The sequence below is a fragment of the Parvibacter caecicola genome, assembly GCF_003725335.1.
In the GTDB taxonomy this organism is placed as follows: domain Bacteria; phylum Actinomycetota; class Coriobacteriia; order Coriobacteriales; family Eggerthellaceae; genus Parvibacter; species Parvibacter caecicola.
In genome coordinates, this window is record NZ_QIBY01000012.1 from 35,184 (window position 1) to 57,819 (window position 22,636).

The following is a 22,636-nucleotide window of genomic DNA, read 5'->3' on the forward strand; positions in this document are numbered from 1 at the left end:
CCGTATCGTTTCGGGGAGGTTCGTCCCCGTGGCGATGCCGCCCGAAACGATGCCGAAGGCCGTCGCTTGCGAGTGACGGCGTTGGCGGCCAAGAGCTATTCCGTGTGCTGTGTACACGGAATAGGCCTCTTGCTTTGTTGCGAGAACCTTGGGCGAGATTCGTCCGAAAGCCTCTCCATGAGCGACCCATCATTGAGAAAGATCGCGGACGAGGCGGAGGACCGCATCAGCCATGCGGCGGGAGGCGTCTGCCCCTTCGGCGTGAAGGACGGCTGCGACGTGTGCTTCGACGAGTCCCTGCGTCGGTTCGACGTAATCTGCCCGGCATGCGGAAACTCCAACAGCGCCATCGCCTTGACGCCCGAAGAGCTGGCGCAGACCGTGCCCGCGGGCGTCTGGGTCGATGCCTGCAAGCCGCCAGCCAAAGGGGCAGTCCTGAGCATCAAAAAGCCCTCCGCCCGAAGGCGGAGGGCTTCGCCCCTCGCGGGGCCGAGGAGGTCTAGGCGGCCTCCGGGAGGGCTTGCAGGTCCGAGCCGTCAGGAAGCTCCTGCTGCGGAATCCCGACGGAGAGGCAGTTGACGTGGTGCCGCACGAGCGCCCGGTCGCTGCCGAGGACCACGAGGGACACGGTATCGAAGCGCACCATCATGTCGGCCACGTCGTGCTCGGCCAGGTACGCCAGCGCCGACGCCTCGCGCGCCGCCCGGCTGGCCTCGTCGGAGCGCTCGCGGGGGAAGCCACGGCCGCTGTCGCGCGTCGCGGTCACCTCCGCGAACACGAGGACGTCGCCCTCGCGCGCCACGATGTCGACGATGCCCGAGGGATCCTCCCAGCCGTCGTCCAGGATGTCGTAGCCCCTTCGCGAGAGGAAGCTCTCGGCGGCCTGCTTGGCCTTCGCGTTCAAGTCGTTCATGGTAGACCTCCTAAAGTCTTGGGCAGGCCCTCTTGTCCTGCCTCGTGACCCGGGAGCCGCCAATGCCCCGCAGCCGCGCAAGGGAGGAGAGCGAAACCCGCCAGGGCCTGAGTTTTCGGGAGGTTGTGGACTTGCCCTCATTCCGCCCGAAAAGTTTTCGCGGCCCTTGCGCGGCTGCGGGGCATCGGCGAGCATGCGGGTGAGAGGCGGGGCGGGGCTGCCGGATACGCCGGGAGGTCGATGCGACCCATGCGGGAAGCGAAGGGAAAGCCCGCCGACCCGAAGGCCGACGGGCTTGCAAGCTGCTATGCGGCAACCTGCTGGCCGCGCGGCTTGATGCGTGCCGTGTCGCCGTGGACGTAGTTGTTGCAGTTCCACGAGAAGTCGCCGCCGTGGTCGCACTTGGCGACGTATGGCAGGTCCGGGTACGTGACCTCCCTCCTGCCGTTCGGCGCGTCGACCTCGACTGCGATGCGGTTGAACTCGGGCTGCCCGAAGCCGACGACCGGGAACACCTCCCATTTGCCGTAGACGCCATCGTAGAGCCACACCTCGTCGCCGAGCCTCACGTCCGAGACGGGGACCTCCACCGAATCGAGCACCCCACCGAGCCGAAGCTCCTCGGGCATGGACGCGTCGAGGCTGCGAAGCATATCGTCGAACTCGTGCCAGGCTTCCTCCTCGGCGGGCTCGAACGAGCGCATCCCGATGGGGTTCCAGTCCGAGTCGTACTCGGTCCGCAGATGCTCGGCGATCCGCCATCCGTCGATGACGTAGATGCCGTTGTCGCCGGGGTCCATCTGGCGGTCGGTGGTGTAGGGGCCGATGCCGAGGGACGTGCTCCCTCCGAAGAAGTTGCCCATGACCTGGCACATGCGCGCCCAGCCGTACTCGTCTTGGCTCGGCGGCCGGTAGCCCTGCAGCTCGCAGTACCGGAGCAGCGGCTCCACGGTGTCGCGCCCTCCGTTCCAGTGCAGGTAGAGCCCGACCTTGCGCTCGGGCGTGGTGATGACGGCTCGGTTTCCCATGATGTGACCTCCTGGTGTTCGCGGCGCGTCCATCCTTCGGATGCGCCTTCCTGGGAGAAGCGGTCGCCCGAGGGCGCACGTGGGGGCAAGGGGGGAAGCGAAAACCGCAGGCCTGAGCTTTCGGTCGCCTTCGTGGGTATTCAGCGGAAGGTTTTTCGCGGCCCTTGCCGCCGCGCGCGCCCTCGGGCAGCTTGGCTCCCAGGACGGGGCGTGCGGAGGGAGGACGCTCACGGCGGAGGTCGTATGGGATGCGTGGCGCTCATAGCCTGCGCCTAGCGGTGACGGGCTGCCAGTTGGATTCGGAGGGCTTCCAGATAGCCCGATTCGATAGATTCGCGGCTGCCGAACCGCTTGATGACGCGCTCGCGCTCCTCGGGCGTGATGTCGCGGTCCTCGCCGGTCTCGGGGTCGAAGCCGACGCACACCATGTCGCCGAAAACGATGTCGTACAGCTCGTCGGGCTTCACGGCGCGGCTCGGGTCGTTGGGGCTCACGTAGCCAGCGTTTGCCATCGCCTCGGTGGCGTAGACGGCACGGTTCGGGCGGCATCCGCTCCCGGCGAGCTTGCCCTCCTCGTTGCAGTAGACGGTCGGGGCATCGTCGAACAGGTAGCCCATAGGCTCGATGTGGCCGCCCACGCACTCCTGCAGGGCGCGGAGGAACGAGCCGTTCTCGTCCGCTTCGAGGGTCTTGGGATAGGGCTTTTCGCCCACGGGGACGATCACGGCTTCGAGGGTGGTCTTCATGACTTGTTCCTTTCTGATATGTGATGGAAGAGAAGTGACCGCCCGACCCGTGGCTGGGGCCGGGCGGAGATAAGGCGTTAGGCCGCCTTGGCGATGACCAGATGGCCGTCCAGGTACTCGCCGTCGATGGTGTCGGCGTCGAAGGGGCACTCATCATCATCGACCTCTGTCGCCTCCTCGATGGCTTCGGCTTCGCCCTCGCCGAATACCTCGTCCTCGTCCTCGGCGGCGAAGATCCCGCTCAGGTGGTCCATCAGGTCGCGCTCCTCCTCGGAGAGCTCGTAGCCCGCGGGCATGAGCACGTCGTCCACGAAGGAGGTGAACCCGAGCAGCTCGTCCAGGTCGCGCGACCACGGCTCGTAGCCGCGCTTGAGGACGCGCTCCGGGAGGCCGGGCACGCAGGCCGGGATGGTGCGCATCAGGATGAACTGGTCGAGGGCCTTAGCCTTCGGCTCCTTGAAGCCCTCCCAGGCGTCGTCGGGCTCGCAGTCGTAGCAGGCCTCGAAGGCCTCGTGCGCCCACTGGCGCAGCTTCGACTGGCCCTTGGCCGGGAACTTCGGGTAGATGGACTTGGCGAACTCCGCGATGCGGCCGCCCATGGCGTCGAGCGTCGCCCTGCGCCCCAGGAAGGCCTCCGTCTCCGCGATCTCCTCCGGCGTGGGCTGGTAGACGTGGGACTCGTCGTCGCAGTAGAAGGTGACGTCCGCCCCCTCGCCCCAGGCCTGGGGCCTCACGACGGCCACGAGGCCGGGGTGCCCGCAGTCGCCGCCGCATCCGTGGTAGCCCTCCCCGAGGGAGTCCCTGTCCACCACCTCGATGCCGAGGGATCCGAGCCGCACCGCCTCCTCCTCGGCCGCCGCGCGCGCCCGGGCCTTGCGGCAGACCGCCTGGCGGTCCCAGAAGCTCTTCTTGGAGAGCACGGCCACCACGTCGTCCTCGGTGAGCACATCGTCGTACTCGCCCATGAGCGCCACGGCCTCGAAGTCCAGGTTCACGGCGTCCACGGGGACCACCTTCGTGCCGCGCACGTAGGATTCGGCCTTGCCCTCGGGGATGTCGGCGCTTACGGCCGCGTCCGCGACCGGGACTCCCAGCGAGAGCATGGTCTGGATGCCGCGCCCGCGCTCGGCCTCGGTCAGCTCGCGGCGGTGGTTGTTCTCCGCGTTGAGGATCTGCGCGATCCGGGCGTCGTCCCAGCCGCCCATCACGTAGGCGTCCGCCTCTTCGAGTCCGAGTGACTTCATGGCGGCGGTCCTGCGGTGCCCGGCGACGAGCTGGTAGGCGTCCCCGTCGGCCACCACGATGAGCGGCGTGATCTGCCCGTTCACCTCGATGCTGCGGGCGAGCCCCGAGACGTCGCCTAGCTCCTTGCGGTTCTGGTAGCTGCTCTCGACGCATCGGGAGAGCGGGATCTTGGTCGTTTCCATTTCTCTTGACCTCCTTTTAGGGTTGCGGCCCGCCCCTTTTGAGCGAGCCTTGTGCCCGTATCACCGGACGGGGTTCGGGCGGCGCGCAAGGGGGAAATGCGAAACCCGGAGGGCTTGAGTTTTCAGGGGGTCTTGGAATGTCCTTCGCCCGGCGGAAAAGTTTTCGCGGCCCTTGCACGCCGCTCGGTTCCCGGCCGAGCATGCGGGCGCATAAGGCCGCTGGGGCGAGGACGCGCCAAGGAGGTCGAAGCGAAACGACTGGGCTGCACCGCTCGATGCGGTGATGTCATGCAAATGGGAACGCATGGTATCGGGACAATGCGCTGGGCGGTAAAATAAAAGCAGCAGAAAACGGAGGGCAGATGGATCATCCCTACACCGAAAACGACATAGAGGCCTTCTCCCGTGACCCAGAGGGGCACTATTTCGACCGCAAGAGTGCTCGTAAGGACACAAGCGAGATAGCCAAGCACCTGATGGCCTTCGCTAACGCCGCAGGGGGCAAGCTCGTTGTGGGCATAGAGGACGATGGCGTCGTGACGGGCTTCAAGCGCGACAAGGCTCATAGCATCGAGAGCTTCGAGCAGGTTCATGTTACAGAACTGACGCCATCGCCAAGGGTTGAGGCCGAGCGCATTCCTGTCGTGAATGCCGAAGGCGAGAACGATCAAGTGCTGGTGATGGATGTCGAGTGCTCCGAAAACCAGGTGGTGCGACGACGCAAAGACGGCAAGGTGGCGCTTCGCCAAGGGGACGAGAGCAAGTGGCTTGACTACGACCAGATACGAGCGCTGGAATATGATAAAGGTGAGTACTACTTTGACGGTGAGCTAACGCGCGAGCTTATTCTGGAAGATGTAGACCATGAAGCGTTGCAGGCCTATAAAGACGCCCTCGGAACGACCATCAGCGATGAGAAGCTGCTCCGAAGCAAGGGCTTGCTGAAAGGCGACCGGCTAACAAATGCTGGTGCCATGTTATTCGCGCAGGCCCCATCGCTCTCGCTACCTCAGATGAAGTTTCGCGTTCTCAAGATCGACGGCACCGAAATGGGCCATGGGGACGAGCTTCGCGTCGTCAAAGAGCGGACATTCGATGAACCGCTCGTGAGGGCCCTGCCAGCAGCTAGAGACTTCATCGCGTCACAGCTTCGAGAGTATCAGTTCCAGCTTCCCGGCAAGATGGAGTTCACCACCGTCCCAGAGTACCCGCGCTATCCGTGGTTCGAAGGGCTGGTCAATGCCATAGCGCACCGCGACTACACCATTCGAGGAGAGCACATCCGCGTGTACATCTTCGACGACAGGATGGAGATTCAAAGCCCAGGCGGCCTCCCGAACATCGTGACGCCCGAGAACATGAGATATACGCGCTACTCTCGTAACCCCTCCATCACCAATGTGTTCATGGCGTTCGACTGGGTGCGGGAATTGAACGAGGGAGTAGACAAGATTTACGACGAGATGGAACGGGCCGGACTGCCTGATCCTGAGTATCAGATTCGAGAAGACGGCTATTACGTTAAGCTCATCTTGAGAAACAACCTTGAAGAGCGGATTCCGAGGCTCAGGAACGCGGCCGCCCATGGGAGCCTTGGCGACGACGTTCTAGGGTCCGATAGCCTACAGCACGGCGTCCAGATACCCGTTGACTTATCAACGTTAATGACCCTTTCAGGAAACGAAATCGCTGCGATTCGATTGGCGGCCGAGAACGGAATCGTGACAACCAAAGGGCTGGCAGACAATAGGAGCATTACGACCCGAACAGCTTCAAGCGTGCTGAAAGGCCTTGCCAGCCGGGGCATCCTAACTTGGCGAGGCAAGAACCTCCGCGACCCAAAGCAATACTACGAAATTACTCCGAAAGAAACTTCGTAGTTATTTCGGAGCAAGCCCATTTGCCACAATAAGCGCATTCTACAGAAGACTACGGGCGAGGACATGGAAGACGAGTACAAAGACATATCGCCGCTATACATGCAACGACTGAAAGGCCGGGTGGAAAACGCCCTGTGGAATCTGTTCGAGGGATCAAAATACAGACAAGTCGAAGAATACGTTCGGCGATGGCATGAAGATGATGGCAGTTTCTGGGAGAACTTCTGTGTATTCGAGAAGGACGGGCATATTGACCTCGGTCGCACGTTGGCAGGAATGCCAAACGACACATTGATAAAGATGGCGGCTGACATCGGCGTAGAGACACCAGGGATGCTTCCTTGCATCCCGATAATGAAGAACATTCTGAATCAGAACAACACTAATGCGTATGCGAACTTCGAGCGTGCCGTTAAGGATGTTTACGATCACCCTGATCAATCCGTTGCGTTGGCTGCTTCGACGCTCGAAGGCCTTTTCAAGACGATTCTACAAAACTCTGACCCAAGTATTCGGGTGAAGAACTTGTCTTTGAGCGATTTGACGGGCAAGGTTGTAAAACAGCTCATAGGTGATTGCGACGCATCGGCACCGCAAGAAATAAGGACTCTCGCATCGCAACTGCGTGGACTCGGGAGCACCATAGACGATCTTCGCAGCGATAAGTCGACTGCGCATGGCAAGGCAGCTGGCGACTATGTTGTAGATGACAGCTTATGGGCAGAAACCGTAGTCAATGCCACTGCTACTTTAGGCTTACTGCTTTGGAGGCTATACGAGCGTTCTTGCACTGGAGCGAAAGCGGCTCCAGTCGTTCAGCCGACACCCGTCTATGATGACGACATACCGTTTTAGCCCGCGCTTGTGATTGACGGGGCGTCCTGATTCGAGATAATAAGCGTACATGTCAAAGCCTTCGAGGCTTTGCAGGAGCCGGTCCTACTGGGACTGGCTCTATTTATGTCTAGGCCTGTTCCAAGACCACATCGAGATCACTTGCGCAGGTTTCCACTATGCAGCGGATGGCAGCAAGCTCGGCGGAGGTTATCTGCTCGCCCTCGGCCTTGTCTTCCAACGTCTTCAAGAGGGATGCAGCGCCTTCCAGCTTCTCCGACGAATGGACTACAACATTGACGAGCTCTCTTGGCGGGGCGTAATCTGCACTCGATGTCATCGGGGCCATCCTTTCAAGTAACGCAAAACGAGGATGATGGCAGCCCCTCCGAAAAGATGAGAGGCATCCACCTCAGTTGTCACGCTGTTGGGAAATGAACACCAAATACCCAATACGGCAGATGCCCCTCTGTCCGATATTTGGTGTTCATATTCAATTAGCGTGACCCTTCCATTATAGACCGCGCCGTGCGCTCTCCGCGATGGTGCACAGGTAAACCAAACGCGTCTTGCGGCGAGTGTTCGTCACATGAATCTGAACACCGCGCGGAACAGCCATCGGATGAACTTCGCCGCCGTTCTCATGCTATAACCCTCCTTCCATACGGGTTGAAGCCGTCGGCGATGATCTGCTGGTGCGCATCCTCAAGCGGCAGGTGCATCTCTGGCGCCTTGAAGAGGTTGAATATCTTGAGGTAACGCGCATGGCGCTCCTCGCAGGCGGCGAGATAGCGCTTGTAGGGGCCGTCCTCCTCGCAAGCCGCGAGCACCTGCTCCTCCGGCGGCAGCGCGCCTCCCATGGCGAGCTGCGAGCGGATGACGCTGCGGCGCGTCTCGACCTTGCGCCACATCTTCGCGAACTCCGGGTTGGCTTGAGCGAGGCCTGCCATATCGAGCGGTTCGCCGTCGGAGTCGAGGAGGTCCGGCGGAATGGGCTCGTCGGCGTAGGCCGAGAGCCCTCCCTCTCCCTCGAGCCAGCGGGCGAGGTTCTTGGCGAGCGTGGCGTCGTCGCCGTTTCGCATCCAGAAGCTCTTGGCGTAGGCGGCGTAGGCGTCGATGATCTGCTCGGGCGAGAAGCCCTGCGCCACGCGCCGCTTCCATGCGGTGAGGCAGTCGCGCTTGAACCTCAAGGAGGCGACGGGCTTGATGGACATGGCGCACAGCCGCTCGAAGGCTTCCGGGAACTCTCCCTTCCGATATTCCCTGAAGCCATCCTCCCGCCTCTTCGCTTTCTCGGCGCTTTCCTCGGGGGGACAAGAGGGGGGTTCTTTATCAGGTTCAAGGGTTTTATTGCATGAGTAATTTATAGGTGCCGATTCTCCAGATGTGGCTTTTCCAGATACGGGTTTTCCCGTTCTGGTGTCGACCTGGCCTTTTTCGGGCATATCGTCTGTCGCGGTCAGTGTAGCAGCGGACGGCTCGAACTCCACGTTGGCGGACGGCTCGCGCGTGAACTCCGAGAGGATGGCGTAGCCGTCCGCCTTGAGCTCCGCCGCCACCTGCGCGTGCATGGCCGGGTCGTCGAGCGTGATCCAGGTGGCCTCCTCCGCCTTGAGGAAGCGGCCGTTCTCGCTGCGCTTGCGGGCGCGGATGATGTAGCCCGAGGACTCCAGCTCCTTTATCCCGGCCGACACGGCATCCGCGCCGTCCCTCACGAGCGAGGCGAAGCCCTTGATGGTGAACACCCACTCGGGGTTGTTCTCAAGGGAGCGAATCTGGCAGTAGATCCCCTTGGCCTTAGCCGAGAGGCCGTGATCGAAGAAGATGGTGTTCTCGACGAAGGTGAAGGAACCCTTGCCCCTGTGGATGACGTTGCCCATCAGGCACCGCCCTGTCTGTCGCGGCGCGCCTCGGCCTGCTCAAGCAGCTCAAGGGCGCGCACGATGCGGCTCTCTATCTCGTCCTTGGTCGCGCTCGGCTTGAAGAAGCGGGCGATGCTCCTCTTCGGGATCTTGAACTGCTCGACCTGGTTGGGCTTCTCCTCCTCCATGATGGAGCGCACGAGGGCGGCGGTGAGCGTGCCCTCCTTGGAGTAGCGCTTCATCTTCAGCGCCTGGGCGTGGGAGGGAGTCGCCTCCTGCGCGCGGATGGCGTCGAGCAGGTGCTCCTGCTCCTCGGCCGAAAGGTAGCTGATCTCGACGGCGGGAAGCATCTTCATCCGTCCTTCGTCGACGAGGGCCAGAAGCTCCGAGGAGAGGAACGTCAAGCGTATGAAGCGCTGCACCTTGTCCTTGCTGACGCCCAGCTCCTCGGCCAGAATGTCACGCGACCTCCTGCCGTCCGACTTGTGCGCAACTTGCGCACAAGTGAGGTCGGTGCGCCGCCCCTGGCGCTTCATCGCCTCAAGGCGCATCGAGTACGCGAACGCCCGCTCGCTCGGCAGGATGGCCTCCCTTTGGAGGTTCGAGTCCACCATGGCGATGGTGGCCTCCTCATCGGTCATGGCGCGCACGATGCAGGGCACGCTCTCAAGCCCCGCCAGTTCCGCCGCGCGCTTTCGCCTGTGGCCGCTCACGAGCTCGTAGCGATTCGCACCCGACACTCTCACGGTGAGGGGCACGAGCACGCCGTTCTCCTTGATGCTCTCTGCAAGCCGCTCCATCTCCTCATCGTCCTTCACGTGGAAGGGATGCCCGGGGAAGGGGTCTATGAGCGCGAGCTGCACTTCCGCGACGCCCTCAAGGGCCGCCCCTTCGCGCTCGCTCTGGGATGTGAACAGCTCGTCCACGGCGGGGAGGTCGATGGGCGCTCTTTTCCTAGCCACGGTCAAGCACCTCCTCCGCAAGCCTCTCGAAGGCACGGGCAACCTTGCCCGCGCCGTCGTAGGAGAAGACGCTCATGCCGGCTGCAGGAGCTTCCGCCGCCGAGACCGCACGGGGAATGACCGTGTCGAACACGCGGTAGGCGCTGCTGTACTGCCTGCGGATGGTTTCCTCGACCTCGTGGGCGAGGTTATTGCGGCTGTCGGAGAGCGTGACGAGGATGCCCTCCACTTCGAGGGACGGGTTGATCTGACGGCGCACACGCCCCACGGTCTTCAAGAGCCCGGCCATGGCGGAGGCGGGCAGATACTCGGCCGACACGGGGACGAGCACGCTGTCGGATGCGACGAAGGCATTTATCGGGATGATGCCCAGCGTGGGAGCGCAGTCGAAGAGGATGAAGTCGTAATCCGCCTTGAGCGGGGACATCCACATGTTCACAAGCTGCTCGCGGGACATCGCCATCAAAATGGGCATCTCCATCCCAGCGAGCTCGATGTTCGCGGGCATGAGGTCTATGCCCTCGTCGTGCGATAGGATGCCCTCGCGGGGGTCGAGGATGACGCCCTCGATCATCGCGTTCAAATGATTGGCGAGGGTCGTCTCAAGCGCGTCGGGGGCGTGCCAGCCGAGCGACTTGGTGAGGTCGCCCTGCGGGTCGGTGTCAACGAGCAGGACGCGCTGCCCGCTCCTGGCGAGCGCCATCCCCAGGCTAAGGGTGGTGGCCGTCTTGCCGGTGCCGCCTTTCTGGTTGGCAACGGCGATGGTTCTGCATGGCATGATGCATGCACCTCCTTCTGCGGTTTCCCGCATCGGGAGGTCAGGCGATATAAGAGGCTTGCGCGAATGGCGGTCATGGATGGCCGCGAACGGTCATCTATGACGCATGTTTCGCAAACGTACTGGAAAAGTACTGGAAAATCAGGGGGAGCATGGGCGCTAGCGAAAGAATGCAGATTTCGCCTGTTTCATAAATATGTCGCTGTGAACAGGGGAAACTCTGAATACTGATTTCGCGGGTTTCGCTAGAAACCTCCGATGCCACAGCTTGGAAGGCTGAGGTTCTACCAATGAACTACGCCCGCAAAATGCAGAGGGGATTATACCCCAGCCGCTCCGGTTTTCCGCGCAATCCCGATGAATAATCCAATAAGTGGCAATGGCTGCTGTCGTTTTGCCACATCCTCGTTTTTTCCACAGCCGCCGCCATGAAAAACGCGGATATGGCAATAATGCCGGGGGGCAAAGGTCTTCGACTACCTGGCCGGCAACCCCCTCGCTCGCCGATAGACCCTCAGACCGGAACCGCATTCTGGACAACGAACCGCGCTGTCCGAAAGCACCAGCAAACAGGACGCACTGGAAACGCATAGCGCGAAATGCGCCACCGGTATTTCACATTTCGGGCGATTCCCGCTAGTCTACGTTTGGAGAAGAATGAGGAGAGCGAGAAAGGGTATCGCCCATGAACCAGAACATCATGCCCGCATCGAAGATGGGGTTCGGCTGCATGCGACTGCCGCTTCTGGATGAAAGCGACGTGGCCAGCATCGACATCGAGCTATTCAAGCAGATGGTGGACGCCTTCATGGAGGCGGGCAACACCTACTTCGACACCGCCTTCGTGTACCACAACGGCGCGTCCGAAACCGCCCTGCGCGAAGCGCTGGTGAAGCGCTACCCGCGCGAGAGCTTCACGCTGGCCACCAAGTGCCTGGCCTGGGCCATGCCCGATGGCGAATCCGCCAAGAACTGCCTGGATGTTTCGCTTGAGCGGCTGGGCACCGATTACGTGGATTACTACCTTCTGCACAACGTGGGCGGCAAGCGCACCGCGAAGTTCGACGAGTACGGCATGTGGGACTTCGTACAGCGGGAGAAAGAAGCCGGGCGCATCCGCTTCGCCGGGTTCTCGATGCACGACAACGCCGACACCTTGGATCAGCTGCTGACGGCCCATCCGGAAATGGACTTCGTGCAGCTGCAGGTGAACTACCTGGACTGGGATGACCCCCACAACAAGGCGTCGCGGCTGATGGAAGTGGCGCAGAAGCACGGCAAACCGGTGATCATCATGGAACCGGCCCGCGGCGGGCGTCTGTGCAACCTGCCCCCGCAAGCGGCCCAAGTGCTGGAGAAGGCCGCCCCCGAAGCGGGCCAGGCCCAGTGGGCCTACCGGTTCTGCTGGAACCTGCCGGGGGTGCTCTCGGTGCTCTCGGGCATGTCGAATCTGCAGCAAACGCACGAGAACGTGGCCAGCTACCGCGATAACGTCCCCTTCTCCCCCGCCGAGCAGGCGGCGCTGGACGAGGCCGTGGCTGTGCTGCGCTCCCTTGCCAGCGTTCCCTGCACCAGCTGCAACTACTGCGTGAAGGGCTGTCCCGCCAACGTGCAGATTCCAAAAGTGATGGAGCTCCTGAACCTGGAGGCCATGACCAACGACCATCAATTCGTGAAGGACCTCTACAGCTGGCAAACAGCCGAAGGCCCTGCCAGCGCGTGCATCCAATGCGGCGCTTGCGAGGCCATGTGCCCCCAGCAGATAGACATCATCAACCAGCTGAAGCGGGCCGCCGAGAAATACGAGTAACCGCGAACACGGAAGGCGGCCAGAGAAGGAAAACAAAGGGCGAGTGCGCACGGCATCCGCCCTTTTATCTGGAAAAATGGCGCGCCCAGTAGGACTCGAACCTACAACCTACGGATTAGAAGTCCGTTGCTCTATCCGTTGAGCCATGGGCGCTTGCAAGTGCCGGAAATGCAGCAGTCATTATAGCGCTTTTTCGTCCGAATTCCGCTTTCTCGGAGCGCGCCCCAGTGTTTCGGCTATAATTTCCCATGCTTTTTTCGGGGCGTGGCGCAGTTTGGTAGCGCGCTTGCTTTGGGAGCAAGATGTCGCAGGTTCAAATCCTGTCGCCCCGACCATCGTTTCCACCGCGCGGGCCTTCGGGCTCGCGCTTTATTTTGCCTCCAGCAGCGCTTTCAGTTGGCGCAAGGCGTTGCCGCGGTGGGAAATGGCGTTCTTGTCGGCTTGAGGCACTTCAGCCAGGGTAAGCTTGCCGTCGTAGAAATCCGGGTAGAACAGCGGGTCGTAGCCGAAACCGCCGCTGCCCTTCTCCTCGAAGCCGATCTTGCCTTCAATGGTGCCGCGGGCCACCGTCTCGCTGCCGTCCTCGTCGATGAACACCAGCGTGCACACGAAACGGGCGGTGCGCTGCTCGAAGGGCAGGTCGGCCAGTTCTTTCAGCAGCTTCTCGTTGTTGGCGGCATCGTTGCCGTCCTCGCCGGCATAGCGGGAGGAAAACACCCCCGGCGCCCCGTCCAGGGCGTCCACCACCAGCCCCGAGTCGTCCGCGAGCGCCGCCAGGCCGCCGGAGAGCTCATGGGCGGCACGGGCCTTGATGCGGGCGTTGCCCTCGAAGCTGTCGGCATCCTCCACCGGGTTCGACACCAGCCCCGCGTCCCGCAGCGTGCTGTACTGCCAGCCGGCGAAGTCCAGCGCCGTGGTGATTTCGGACACCTTATGGGCGTTATTGGTGGCGATGACCACTTTCTTTTCCACGATGTTCTCCTTTGCGGTCGTCAGCTCCGGCGGATGCAGCTCCCCAAAGTCCACCGTCTCGGCACACTGGGGGGAAACTCCCATCACCAGCGCCCCCAGGTGGGCGAACTCCTCGCAATCGGAGCCGGAGGTGTAGAACTGGTAGGTAGGCCGGTGGCCCTCGTCGGCAAACGCGCGGCGGCGGCGCAGGATTTCCGCCACGTCCCGCGCGGTTTCGGTGGCCGAAGAGATGAGCTGCACCTCGGGCCCCAGGGTTTGGCCGATGAGCCCCGCCAGCAGCGGGAAATGGGTGCAGCCCAGCACCAGGGTGTCCACATGGGCTTGGCGAAACGGCGCCAGGTAGCCTTCCGCCACCGCATGGTACTCCGGGCGGTCGAAGCCGGCGGCCACCAGCTGGTCGTAACCGGAAAAGCGCACCTCTTCGCCGCGCAGCCCCTGCTCGGCAATCTCCACGAACCGCTGGGTTGGGGCCGAGAGCACTTGGATGCCGGCGTCGATGTTGGTGATGGCCCGCTCGTAAGCGCCCGAATCGATGGTGCCCTGGGTGGCCACCACCCCTACCCGCCGCGTGCGGGTGGTCATCACGGCGGCCCGGGCCCCCGGCTCCACCACGCCAACCACCGGCACCGGCATGGTGCGCTGGGCATGGGCAAGCCCGGCGGCGGTGGCGGTGTTGCAGGCGATCACGATCATCTTCACGCCACGGCTCACCAGCCACGAGCAAATCTGCTGCACGAAGGCGTCCACTTCCCGCTGATCGCGGGGACCGTAGGGGCAGCGGGCGGTGTCGCCAGCGTAGACGATGCTCTCATGGGGCAGCGCCGCCACAATCTCCCGCGCCACGGTAAAGCCCCCCAAGCCGGAATCGAAGATGCCGATGGGGGCGTTGTTGGATGCTGTTTCGCTGAAATATGCCATGGGCGAAAGTATAGCCGAAGCCCCGGGCGCCAAAGGCGGCGGCGCAGCGGCCCCAAAATAATCCGAAAAGGCGCGTGCGCGGGCCGCTATTCCGGGTAGCCTTCCACCACCACGAACACCGTGCTCTGCCCCAGGGCCAGCGTGTCACCGGGAGCGATGGGCACCGGCGCCGAGGTGAACTGGAAGCGCTGCTCCTGCGGCGGCTCCACCACCGTCTCTTTCCTGGTAAGGCCGCTGGTGAGCACCGTGCCATTGCGGGACTCCAGCCCTTCCACCAGCCACTGGCCTTCCCCGGTGCGCCAGATGCGGGCGTGGCGGGCCGACACGTCGGGGCCCACCTCGTTCACGGCGCCTTCCGCCAGCGCCAGCGAACCGATCTCGGTGCCGTCTTCGGTGGGGGCAATCCATTGGGGCGTGCCGGACAGGTAACCGTCCTCCACCCGCAAAAGCCCCAGCCACAGCTCCTTCTGGTCGAGGGCCGCGCCGCTGGCCCCGTCGCCCGCCACCGCCAGCGCCGGCGCAGGCGTGCGCACGCCGCGGCCGAACACCGATTTCGCGAAGCTCTGGGCCTCCTTCACCGCGCGGCGCACGTCGGAGGTGCAGGCCACCGTCACCAGCAGCACCAGGGCCACCTCGGCCTTCTCGTCGGCCGTCATCACCGCCTCGCCCTTGATGCGCTCCATCATGTTGCGGAACAACGTGGGGTCTTCCCCATGGGCCTCCAGGGCGCGGTCCATCGCCTCCCCCGGCCGCCCGGCCACGATGGCCAGGATCTTCTCGGACGGCAGCGCCTTCTTCTCCCGCGCCTTCATGCGGGCCGCCAGCCGCAGGGCGCCCACCGAGTAATCGCAGAAGTAGCGGTCGGCCAGCGACGCGGGGGCGGCGTGCACCACCGTCCGCGATACCCAGGTGCGGTCGTCCATGCGGCTCAAGGGGCTGCGCCCGTCGGAGAGCGGCCGGCCGGAGAGCAGCATGCCCGCCAGCTCTTTGTGGCTCACGCCGCATTCGCGCTTCATCAGGTCGAACAGCACAGAGGCGGGGGTTACGTCGGTGGGGGTCATGCAGTCTCCTCGCAAACTTCGGCAATCAGCACTTCTTCGGAACGGGGGGCGGGGTCGGAATCCGGGTCCGGCTCGTAAGTCGGCGATTCGTCGGCGGCGGCCTCGGGCAGGCCCGCTTCCGGCAGCGCCGCCGCAGGGGCCTCAAGCCCCAGCATGGGCGCGGGGTCGGCGCCCCAGGCAAGCACGGGGCGCTTGGGGGCCGCCTCTGCCGCCCTTTCCGCCGCCGCTTCCGGCGAGAACAGGGCCGTGGCCGCAAAGCCGCACAGGGGCGCCGCGGCCGCCACGGCAAGGGCCGCCCACAAAGCGCCGGCCACTGCGGCAGAGGGCCACTGCACCAGCGCCGTCAGCACGGCGGAAACCGCAAGCCCGCCAAGCGCCGCCAACAGCGGCCCCGCCAGGCCCCGCTTTCCGGAGACGGCCCGCGCCAGCAGGCCCGCAGCCGCCGGCAACAGCAGCACGGCCGCCACAGCCGCACCGGGCATGGGCCCCTCCCATTGCCCCGAAGGCGCAGGGAAGGCGGCCGGCATGCCGTTTGCCAGCAGGGCGGCGCTGGCCGTCACCGCCAAAAGCACCGCCGCCGAAACCGCCGTCACCAAACCGCGGCTCAATCGCCGGCGGCGGGCGACGCGCCGCGACCGCTCGTCCTGGCCGATGGCGCACTCCACCAGCGGCTGGCCCCGCAAGGCGCGGCCGATGTTCTGGCGATAACTGTCGCAAGATCGCCCCAGAGCGTCGCGCATGGCCGCAGCGGACGGGCGCAGGGGCTGCTGCGGCGCCAAGCAACGGGAAATCGGCTGCTCCAACAGCTGGTCCACCGCGCAAAGGGCCGTGCGCACCTTGCCCGAAGACGGGGCCGCCTCCAGCGCCGCCGCCTCCTGCCCCACCGCCACCGCCACTTCTGGCTCGCGGGCCAGCACCGCGGCCATATCGGCGGCAGCGGCATGGGCCCCCTCGAACGGGGCGAAGGCCAACTCGGTTTTGATGCGGTAAGCGGAGCGCTGCCCCTGCTGCTCCCGCGCCGCAAAGCTAAGATCGTAGGGAGGATGCCCTTCCAGCAGGGCGTACACCACGCTGGCGGCCGCGTACACGTCCACCGCCGGCGAGTGGCGCAGCTGGGCCACTTCGGCCACATCGTCGGTGAGCATCTCCGGCGGGGCGAAATCGGCGGTGGCGCCGCGGGCACCGCCGTAGCGGCCCGTGAGGGACGAATCCCCCTCTTCCCAGATGGCGGCCGAACCGAAGTCCACCAAACGCAGCTCGAAGGCGCCCTCCTCCGCCTGATCGGCCAAAGGCACGCGGGAAGTGTCCACCATCACGTTGCGCAGCGACACGTCCCGATGGGCCAAGCCGCCCTCCACGTAGCTCATACGGGCCAGCAGCTCGAACAAATCGCGTCCCAAGCGGGCCGCCGTGAGCGGCGACAGCCGCCCCTCATCGTCCACCGCCAGCTGGCGAGCCGCTTGCTGCAGGGTGATGCCCTCTATCCATTCCATAAGGATGACCGGACAGCCCTCCACGGTGGCCCGCCCGTACAGCCGCGGGAAGCCCTTCAGCTCCGACAGGCGCTGGTGGGTGTCGAATTCGGCGTCGAAGGCGTCCCTCAGCAGCTGCTCCGTGCCCTCGCTCAGTCCTGGCTGGGACAATCGCAGCCGCTTCAAGGCGAACTGCTCCCCCATGGGGCTTTGCACCCGCATCACCTCGGCCACGCCGCCCGACCGGCACGAGGCCTCGTCAACGAAGAGCGTGGTGAAGCGGCGCTCGTAACGGCCGTCGTCTTGGGCCGGCCGCGCCACGGGGCAAAACCCCTCCAAGCGCACCAGCCGAAGCCGCGGAGCCGCTGCCCCCGCCACTTCGACGGCACCCGAAACCGCAAGCCCCATCAGGGCTTCACCTTCTTCAGGTAGCCCTCATATTCCTGCAAGCGCTTCGGTTGGCCGTCCGAGCCCATCTCTATCTTCCCTTGCCACGAAGAGGGGTTCTCCGCCGGGTCCGCCAACCGCATGTTGGCCGCCCAGGCATTGTCGAGTTCGTACAGGTAGTCCACCAACTTGCCGTAACTGCTGCTGACAGCGCCGTAATTGGGAGAGTAGCGCGAGCAGTTGTATATGCCGCCACCGCCTATGTCGCAGGCCACGCCCATCTTCGAGATGAAGGCCTGGTTCGCCACCTGGATGTTGTACATGAGCTTCGAGATACCTTGGAGAGCGCTTCGCCGCGTCTCCACATCGGCGGTCATGGAATACTTGTCATAGGCGGCCTGGTACTGGCGCACCTGATTGCCGTAGTCCTTCACGATGTCGTACTCGGCCACCACCACTTTGCGGATGCGCTCTTCCATCTCAGGGCTCAGGCCGTTTTCCTCAGGGCCTTCGGGGTAGTACTTCTTGGGCTCTTCGGGCTGGGGCGCCGAAGAACTGCCCGATGAGGAACCGGACGACGAGCCGGAGGAGGATCCGGACGAACCGGAAGAACCCGATGAGCCGGAAGAAGAGCCGCCGGAACCGCTGCCGGACGAAGAGGTGGCATTGTTGGACGAGTTGCCGCCCGAAGACGAACCGCCCGATGACGCGCCGCCATTCGAACCCGAAGAGCCAGTCGATGAGCCGTTTGACTTGCCACTGGTGGGATCGGGCATGTTCTCGGCGCTGCCGCCCCGGTAGGTTGGCATCGCCGCTCCGTAGTCGATGTTCGCAGGGGCGCCCGCAGCGGCCGCAGCCCCGTCGGCGGCCCCGTCGGCGGCACCCTGCTCGCCCTCCGCCGAAACCTCGCCCTCATCGGCAGCGCCGTCGGCTGGGGCATCGGCATCTTCCCCGCCCGTGACCGCAAGGCCTTCCCCCGGTCCGTCGCCGTCCGGCCGACCGTAGTTGCCAGAAGGAGCGCCAGCGCCGTCCGGCGCCGCGGAGGCGTCCTCGGGCACCACCCCTTCCGCCTGCAGCCGCTGCATCAGCGGGCTTTCCGACGCCAGCCCCGGAACAGCCGCCAGATAAGTGGCCGCCCCGCCCGCCAGGAGCACCAGCAGAAACACCAGCGCGCACGCCAGCGTGTTCGGCAGCGTGGCCCACCGGTAGGCACGGCCCACGATGGGCCATTTGTTCAGCGAATCCCCAGCCAAAGCCTTCTCCCTCCGGGCAAAACCATCCGTTTCCTACCCATAAAATGCCCGATGACCTTTTGGGGTAAAATTATAGCGAAAACCACACCGGGGCGGCAGCTTACGCCCCCAACGGAGCCGAAAGGAACGCCATGAAAGTCCTGTTGGTAAACGGAAGTCCCCGCAAAAACGGCAACACCGACCGCGCGCTGGAAGAATGCGCCGCGGTGCTGAACCAAGAAGGCATCGAAACCGAGCTCATCTGGATCGGCGCCCAGGCCATCCGCGGCTGCACCGCCTGCGGCGCCTGCAGCCGCAACGGCGACTGCCGCTGCATCTTCGACGACGACATCGTGAACCCCCTCATCCGAAAGGCGGCTGAGGCGGACGGCTACATCTTCGGCAGCCCTGTGTACTACGCCGGGCTGAACGGCAGCCTGAAATCCCTGATGGACCGTATGTTCTACGCCGGCGGCGCCGTGATGCGCCAGAAGCCGGCGGCCGGCATCGCCTGCGCCCGCCGCGCCGGTGCCACCATCACCGCCGACGAAATCAACAAGTTCTTCCAGATCAACGGCATGCCAGTGGTGTCGTCCACCTATTGGAACATCGTGCACGGCCGCGGCGCCGGCGAGGTGGAAGGCGATGGCGAGGGGCTGCAGACCATGCGCAACCTGGCCCGTTCGATGGCCTGGCTGCTGAAGTGCATCCAAGCGGGCGCCCAGGCGGGCATCACCGCCCCCGAGCTGGAGCGGGGCACCATGACCAACATGGTGCGCGGCGACCTCATCGACGGCGCCAACTAGCCGCGCCCATGGCCAAGCACGAGAAAGACCCAAAAACCAACGCCATGCGCGCCCTGGAGAACGCCGGGGTGCCCTACAGCCACATCGCCTTCGAGTGCGAGGGGACGCCTTCGGGCACCGATGTAGCCCGCATGCTGGGGCAGAATCCGGAAGAGGTGTTCAAAACCCTGGTGGCCCAGGGCAAAAGCGGTCAGCACTACGTGTTCATGGTGCCGGTGGCGGAATCGCTCGACCTGAAAAAGGCGGCTGCGGCGGTGGGCGAGAAATCCATGGCCATGATTCCCCAAAAGGAGCTGTTCCCCCTCACCGGCTACGTGCACGGCGGCTGCTCGCCCCTGGCCCAGAAAAAGCAATTCCCCACGGTGATGGACGAAACGGCGCTGCTGTTCGACGAGGTGATGTTCTCCGGCGGCCGCATCGGGCTGCAAATCCGCACCAACCCCGAAGCGCTGGCCCGCACCATCCCCCTCACCTTCGCCGACCTCACCGAATAAGGCAACGCCCGGTCAGGGCGGGCGCGCGATCCCTTCGTAGGGCAGACATTCTATGCCTGCCTGGGCCGCAAGCATCTGCGGGTCGTCGGCTTAGGCAGAGATAGAATCTCTGCCCTACGATTTATCCCGTCCCTGGGTCTTCCGGGCCAAAAACCCGTCGGTCAGGACGTGCGAGCGAGGCGCATTGTGGTGCCCGTAATTGCCTTGAAGGGCGGCCGAGCGTGCTTCGCACGTGAGGGAAAGCCCTGAAAGGCAAGGACGGGTGGCCACAGTGCGCCGCAGCGCCGAGTGGTTCCGCGGTTTGGAAAACCGCGGAACAGCCTATTCGTGGGTGATTACCGGCAGTCCTACCCAGATCAGCTCGTGCAGCTCCTTCGCCTTCTTGGTGGGAAGGTTGATGCAGCCGCGGCTGCCGTTCTTGTGGTAGATGTCGCCGCCAAATTCGGTGCGCCAATCGCAGTCGTGTAGCCCCACCAGGTTGCCGTCGAAGGGCATCCAGTACTCCACCGGAGCCTCGTAGGTGATGGTCTTGCCGTCTTCCTCGTAGCCTTTCAGCACCGATGCGCCGTTGTTGGTCTTGATGTAGAACACTCCCAGCGGCGTCTCGTTGCCGTCCTTGCCGCTCACGAAGTCGGTTTCCCAAATGATCTTGCCGTCTTTGTAGAAGCGGGCGTGCTGCTCGGTGATGTCCACGTCGATGTAGCTGTCGCCCCAATCGGCCTTGCCCTTGCCGTTCCACTCGGCAGCCTTGCGGTTGATGGGAGGCTCGATCTGCCCCTGGGTGCCGTTCTTCACCGCTTCGCGCACCATGTCCTTGGTGTTAGAGGTGTGGATGTACCAGCCATAATCGCCGCCCGACACCGTGATCTTCTTGCCGTCGGGGCGCGTGTAGGTGCGCTCGGTGCCCACCGTTTCGCTGTTCTCCACGAAGGCTTCCACCCAGGCGTCCAGCGCGGCATCGTCGAAGCTCACCGTGCCGTCCTCCCCCAGGCTCACCCAGCTTTTCAACTGCTCTTTGCCCAGATGGGCCGCCTCGGTGCCCCCCACCATGAGGGCCAAGTCGGCGGAAATCAGCTTGTTGGCCTCATCGGCCGTGGCGTGCAGCCCCTCGTCATTCACCAGCACCTTTGGCTGCTGCACCACGTCGGCATCCAGGGTCACCGCGGCGGAAAACTCCGCCACCGCCTGGGCCACCGCCTCAAGCACCGCTTCGCCGTTCAGAGTGTTGCCCATCACCGAGGGCATCACCTGGTACTCCCCCGCTTCTTCGTTGTAGGCCACGTAGGCGTCCTGCGGGGCAGTGGCCGTAGCGTTGAACTTCTCCACCTCGGAGTTCAACGCGGTGGACAGCGTGTCCATGTCCCCCAGCGAATACTCTAGGTTATGGGAAAGGTCATGACCTGCGAACACCTCGGCGGGCCAGGCCCACGGGCTGAAGGTGTCGTGCATCTTGCGAGCGATAGAGGCCACGTCCTGAGCGATGCCGGTTTGGCGGCCGGTGAGGGTGAAGTCCATTCCCTGCCCCTTCACCTGGATGGAGTAGTCATCCAGCCGCTGCTGCAGCAATTGTTCCACCTGCTGCACCGACATCATGGACAGATCCTGCCCCACCATCTTAGTGTGAGGGTAGAACAGCGAGGAGAACACCGCCACGCCGGCCAGGTAGGCCGCCAGCAGAAGGCCCGCAATCACCGCCAGCACGATGAGCGCGATGCGACGCCCCTTGCTTTTCTGGGGGGCCATGTTGAACTGGCGCTCGGCAGGGGGCTGGGCGTACAGCGTGCCCTCGGGCGATGTGGAATAGCGGGCATCGAAAGCCGACACCATGCGCCGACTTTCATCAGGGGAAACAGTGCCGAAGGAAGAGGTGCGCCCCGGTGCGTGCGCCCCGTCGTCAACCCTAGCATGCTTACTGTGTTTAGGTGGTGTGTTTGCCATTGTCTCTCTCGATATATCAACGTTCGTGCCGCAGGGGAAATTGTACCCAACGGACACGGAGGCGGTACAGGTTTTTCCAGCGAAAGGACGCCCCTTCCGCCGCCTTGCAAACTTTCTCACATCCCGTCCCCAGGTGGGAGGGCCCTTGCCTTTAATCACAGTCTATCCACGAACTTCTTGACAAGCCTTAAGAGGCGCTTAAACTAATTACTTTCCGGAAACGGCAATTGCCCTTCCGTCCATTAAACGAAGGCCCTGCGGCTTTTGTGACGCGAAACGCGGCGCAATTCCGCCGGAGCCGCCACGAGAAGGGGGCGACTGGTTTCGACAAGGTAAGTTCGATGTGAGGAGCAGGTCGTGGTCTCCTCGCCACGTTAAACAGGGGTACCGTCAATTTAATTGGCAAGAAATCTTTCCAGAGCGCTCCGGCGCTCGCCATGGCTGCTTAATCGCGCCTGGCTGTCAATCCCGGAACTTCCCCGCTCCGGGTGCGGCATCAACCTCAGGGGAATGCTCCTTGGCACGTAGTTCGTATAGCCAAGGCTAAGACTGAACGAGCTCGGGGCGGCAACGCGTGTGCGTGTGCCAAGCCGCCCTCAAACCCCGATCACGTACTAAGCTTGTAGTGCCTTGCAGAGAATTTAGTTTGGACCGGAGTTCGATTCTCCGCGCCTCCACCAGCATACAAAACGGGCCCCTCGCCGCACATGGCAAGGGGCCCGTTCATTCAGCGCACAAATGCGCTCGAGTTTTAGTAGTACATTGACAGAGAGGCAACAGCGACCATGCTGAGCACAAAGGCGGCAATGCTCAGAACGATGCCCGCGATGACGCTCACCAGCGCGCCGATGCCGGCGGCCTTGGCGGTTTTGGGCTTGGTGTCCTTCCAAACCAGGAACAAAATCAGGCCCACCAGGGGAATGAGAAAGCCCAGAAAGCCCCAGCCAAATCCGCCGTTGTCCACTACGGGGGCAGCAGCCTGCTGATAAACCGGCTGCGGCTGGTACACCTGGTTGTCGGGATTGGCAACCTGATACGGTTCGGTCATGATATGTCCTTTCTCCATTTTCCTCTTACCCTCTGGCCCCACGGCAAAAAAGGCTTCCCGATTATCTC

Annotated in this window: 20 protein-coding genes, 2 tRNA genes and 1 other RNA gene; 8 read left to right on the forward strand and 15 right to left on the reverse strand. The window is 63.6% G+C overall.

The genetic code is table 11. The features are described from left to right. The first annotated feature begins 177 nt into the window (after positions 1-177). On the forward strand, positions 178-579 hold the full coding sequence (locus DMP11_RS10640; RefSeq protein WP_123185856.1) for a YbaK/EbsC family protein: 402 nt from the start codon (positions 178-180) through the stop codon (positions 577-579). On the opposite strand, the gene DMP11_RS07390 is transcribed toward DMP11_RS10640, so the two are convergent. From DMP11_RS07390 to DMP11_RS07405, 4 genes are all read right to left on the reverse strand, one after another. Next, on the reverse strand, positions 500-913 hold the full coding sequence (locus tag DMP11_RS07390) for a YraN family protein (protein WP_123185857.1): 414 nt from the start codon (positions 911-913) through the stop codon (positions 500-502). The two genes, DMP11_RS10640 and DMP11_RS07390, sit on opposite strands and share 80 nt — an antisense overlap. A gap of 305 nt (positions 914-1,218) precedes the next feature. Continuing rightward, positions 1,219-1,941: a hypothetical protein gene (locus DMP11_RS07395; RefSeq protein ID WP_123185858.1), complete on the reverse strand. Its 723-nt coding sequence runs from the start codon at positions 1,939-1,941 to the stop codon at positions 1,219-1,221. Positions 1,942-2,213: 272 nt separating this feature from the next. After that, the gene (locus DMP11_RS07400) at positions 2,214-2,687 is read right to left on the reverse strand and encodes a DUF3846 domain-containing protein (RefSeq protein WP_123185859.1); all 474 of its coding nucleotides are present in this window, start codon (positions 2,685-2,687) and stop codon (positions 2,214-2,216) included. 77 nt (positions 2,688-2,764) lie between these two features. Beyond that, positions 2,765-4,114, reverse strand: a complete 1,350-nt coding sequence (locus DMP11_RS07405; protein WP_123185860.1) for a ParB/RepB/Spo0J family partition protein — start codon at positions 4,112-4,114, stop codon at positions 2,765-2,767. 362 nt (positions 4,115-4,476) lie between these two features. Between DMP11_RS07405 and DMP11_RS07410 the strand changes: the two genes are divergently transcribed. Both DMP11_RS07410 and DMP11_RS07415 read left to right on the forward strand, forming a co-directional pair. Beyond that, positions 4,477-5,994, forward strand: coding sequence for an ATP-binding protein (locus DMP11_RS07410; RefSeq protein WP_123185861.1), 1,518 nt, complete (start codon positions 4,477-4,479; stop codon positions 5,992-5,994). A 63-nt stretch (positions 5,995-6,057) separates the two neighbouring features. Next, positions 6,058-6,849, forward strand: coding sequence for an abortive infection family protein (locus DMP11_RS07415; RefSeq protein ID WP_123185862.1), 792 nt, complete (start codon positions 6,058-6,060; stop codon positions 6,847-6,849). Positions 6,850-6,958: 109 nt separating this feature from the next. Here the strand turns inward: DMP11_RS07415 and DMP11_RS07420 are convergent, their stop codons facing one another. The 4 genes from DMP11_RS07420 to DMP11_RS07435 all read right to left on the reverse strand — a co-directional run bounded on the left by DMP11_RS07420 (position 6,959) and on the right by DMP11_RS07435 (position 10,430). Beyond that, positions 6,959-7,168, reverse strand: a complete 210-nt coding sequence (locus DMP11_RS07420) for a hypothetical protein (RefSeq protein ID WP_123185863.1) — start codon at positions 7,166-7,168, stop codon at positions 6,959-6,961. 301 nt (positions 7,169-7,469) lie between these two features. After that, a complete protein-coding gene (locus tag DMP11_RS07425) occupies positions 7,470-8,708 on the reverse strand; it encodes a helix-turn-helix domain-containing protein (RefSeq protein ID WP_214646987.1) in 1,239 nt (412 codons plus the stop codon). Beyond that, entirely contained in the window at positions 8,708-9,652 is a 945-nt protein-coding gene (locus DMP11_RS07430) for a ParB/RepB/Spo0J family partition protein (RefSeq protein ID WP_123185864.1), read from the reverse strand. The genes DMP11_RS07425 and DMP11_RS07430 overlap by 1 nt, the downstream gene beginning before the upstream one ends. Then, positions 9,645-10,430: a ParA family protein gene (locus tag DMP11_RS07435; protein WP_123185865.1), complete on the reverse strand. Its 786-nt coding sequence runs from the start codon at positions 10,428-10,430 to the stop codon at positions 9,645-9,647. Before DMP11_RS07435 ends, DMP11_RS07430 begins: the two co-directional genes overlap by 8 nt. Positions 10,431-11,115: 685 nt before the next feature. Between DMP11_RS07435 and DMP11_RS07440 the strand changes: the two genes are divergently transcribed. Continuing rightward, entirely contained in the window at positions 11,116-12,240 is a 1,125-nt protein-coding gene (locus tag DMP11_RS07440; RefSeq protein WP_123185866.1) for an aldo/keto reductase, read from the forward strand. A 77-nt stretch (positions 12,241-12,317) separates the two neighbouring features. Here DMP11_RS07440 and DMP11_RS07445 read toward each other — a convergent pair. Beyond that, positions 12,318-12,393 (reverse strand) — tRNA-Arg (locus DMP11_RS07445). Between the two features lie 105 nt (positions 12,394-12,498). On the opposite strand from DMP11_RS07445, the gene DMP11_RS07450 reads away from it, so the two are divergent. Beyond that, positions 12,499-12,575 (forward strand) — tRNA-Pro (locus tag DMP11_RS07450). A 34-nt stretch (positions 12,576-12,609) separates the two neighbouring features. Here DMP11_RS07450 and murI read toward each other — a convergent pair. The 4 genes from murI to DMP11_RS07470 form a co-directional block, all read right to left on the reverse strand. After that, entirely contained in the window at positions 12,610-14,130 is a 1,521-nt protein-coding gene (gene murI, locus DMP11_RS10525; RefSeq protein WP_123185867.1) for a glutamate racemase, read from the reverse strand. Between the two features lie 86 nt (positions 14,131-14,216). Then, positions 14,217-15,191, reverse strand: coding sequence for an FHA domain-containing protein (locus DMP11_RS07460; RefSeq protein WP_123185868.1), 975 nt, complete (start codon positions 15,189-15,191; stop codon positions 14,217-14,219). Further along, positions 15,188-17,071, reverse strand: a complete 1,884-nt coding sequence (locus DMP11_RS07465; protein ID WP_123185869.1) for a protein kinase domain-containing protein — start codon at positions 17,069-17,071, stop codon at positions 15,188-15,190. The genes DMP11_RS07460 and DMP11_RS07465 overlap by 4 nt, the downstream gene beginning before the upstream one ends. Beyond that, positions 17,071-18,303: a hypothetical protein gene (locus DMP11_RS07470; protein ID WP_123185870.1), complete on the reverse strand. Its 1,233-nt coding sequence runs from the start codon at positions 18,301-18,303 to the stop codon at positions 17,071-17,073. The genes DMP11_RS07465 and DMP11_RS07470 overlap by 1 nt, the downstream gene beginning before the upstream one ends. Positions 18,304-18,434: 131 nt before the next feature. Between DMP11_RS07470 and DMP11_RS07475 the strand changes: the two genes are divergently transcribed. Both DMP11_RS07475 and ybaK read left to right on the forward strand, forming a co-directional pair. Beyond that, positions 18,435-19,088: a flavodoxin family protein gene (locus tag DMP11_RS07475; protein ID WP_123185871.1), complete on the forward strand. Its 654-nt coding sequence runs from the start codon at positions 18,435-18,437 to the stop codon at positions 19,086-19,088. A gap of 8 nt (positions 19,089-19,096) precedes the next feature. Further along, the gene (gene ybaK, locus DMP11_RS07480) at positions 19,097-19,582 is read left to right on the forward strand and encodes a Cys-tRNA(Pro) deacylase (RefSeq protein WP_123185872.1); all 486 of its coding nucleotides are present in this window, start codon (positions 19,097-19,099) and stop codon (positions 19,580-19,582) included. Between the two features lie 321 nt (positions 19,583-19,903). Here the strand turns inward: ybaK and DMP11_RS07485 are convergent, their stop codons facing one another. Next, positions 19,904-21,409: a L,D-transpeptidase family protein gene (locus DMP11_RS07485; RefSeq protein WP_161555331.1), complete on the reverse strand. Its 1,506-nt coding sequence runs from the start codon at positions 21,407-21,409 to the stop codon at positions 19,904-19,906. A gap of 421 nt (positions 21,410-21,830) precedes the next feature. Here DMP11_RS07485 and ssrA point away from each other — a divergent pair. Next, positions 21,831-22,200, forward strand: a transfer-messenger RNA (tmRNA) gene (gene ssrA, locus DMP11_RS07490). 71 nt (positions 22,201-22,271) lie between these two features. On the opposite strand, the gene DMP11_RS07495 is transcribed toward ssrA, so the two are convergent. After that, positions 22,272-22,568 (reverse strand): hypothetical protein, encoded by a 297-nt coding sequence (locus DMP11_RS07495; RefSeq protein ID WP_211329084.1) that lies wholly within the window; start codon positions 22,566-22,568, stop codon positions 22,272-22,274. Positions 22,569-22,636 lie beyond the last annotated feature (68 nt).

What these genes read in the sequence shown, in the direction of transcription:
- DMP11_RS07425 (WP_214646987.1), bottom strand. Translation starts at nt 8,708, where the DNA reads ATGGGCAACGTCATCCACAGGGGCAAGGGTTCCTTCACCTTCGTCGAG.
- DMP11_RS07420 (WP_123185863.1), bottom strand. Translation starts at nt 7,168, where the DNA reads ATGACATCGAGTGCAGATTACGCCCCGCCAAGAGAGCTCGTCAATGTT.
- DMP11_RS07395 (WP_123185858.1), bottom strand. Translation starts at nt 1,941, where the DNA reads ATGGGAAACCGAGCCGTCATCACCACGCCCGAGCGCAAGGTCGGGCTC.
- DMP11_RS07475 (WP_123185871.1), top strand. Translation starts at nt 18,435, where the DNA reads ATGAAAGTCCTGTTGGTAAACGGAAGTCCCCGCAAAAACGGCAACACC.
- DMP11_RS07410 (WP_123185861.1), top strand. Translation starts at nt 4,477, where the DNA reads ATGGATCATCCCTACACCGAAAACGACATAGAGGCCTTCTCCCGTGAC.
- DMP11_RS07390 (WP_123185857.1), bottom strand. Translation starts at nt 913, where the DNA reads ATGAACGACTTGAACGCGAAGGCCAAGCAGGCCGCCGAGAGCTTCCTC.
- ybaK (WP_123185872.1), top strand. Translation starts at nt 19,097, where the DNA reads ATGGCCAAGCACGAGAAAGACCCAAAAACCAACGCCATGCGCGCCCTG.
- DMP11_RS07405 (WP_123185860.1), bottom strand. Translation starts at nt 4,114, where the DNA reads ATGGAAACGACCAAGATCCCGCTCTCCCGATGCGTCGAGAGCAGCTAC.
- DMP11_RS07465 (WP_123185869.1), bottom strand. Translation starts at nt 17,071, where the DNA reads ATGGGGCTTGCGGTTTCGGGTGCCGTCGAAGTGGCGGGGGCAGCGGCT.
- DMP11_RS07460 (WP_123185868.1), bottom strand. Translation starts at nt 15,191, where the DNA reads ATGACCCCCACCGACGTAACCCCCGCCTCTGTGCTGTTCGACCTGATG.
- DMP11_RS07400 (WP_123185859.1), bottom strand. Translation starts at nt 2,687, where the DNA reads ATGAAGACCACCCTCGAAGCCGTGATCGTCCCCGTGGGCGAAAAGCCC.
- DMP11_RS10640 (WP_123185856.1), top strand. Translation starts at nt 178, where the DNA reads ATGAGCGACCCATCATTGAGAAAGATCGCGGACGAGGCGGAGGACCGC.
- murI (WP_123185867.1), bottom strand. Translation starts at nt 14,130, where the DNA reads ATGGCATATTTCAGCGAAACAGCATCCAACAACGCCCCCATCGGCATC.
- DMP11_RS07485 (WP_161555331.1), bottom strand. Translation starts at nt 21,409, where the DNA reads ATGGTGTCGGCTTTCGATGCCCGCTATTCCACATCGCCCGAGGGCACG.
- DMP11_RS07415 (WP_123185862.1), top strand. Translation starts at nt 6,058, where the DNA reads ATGGAAGACGAGTACAAAGACATATCGCCGCTATACATGCAACGACTG.
- DMP11_RS07495 (WP_211329084.1), bottom strand. Translation starts at nt 22,568, where the DNA reads ATGACCGAACCGTATCAGGTTGCCAATCCCGACAACCAGGTGTACCAG.
- DMP11_RS07435 (WP_123185865.1), bottom strand. Translation starts at nt 10,430, where the DNA reads ATGCCATGCAGAACCATCGCCGTTGCCAACCAGAAAGGCGGCACCGGC.
- DMP11_RS07440 (WP_123185866.1), top strand. Translation starts at nt 11,116, where the DNA reads ATGAACCAGAACATCATGCCCGCATCGAAGATGGGGTTCGGCTGCATG.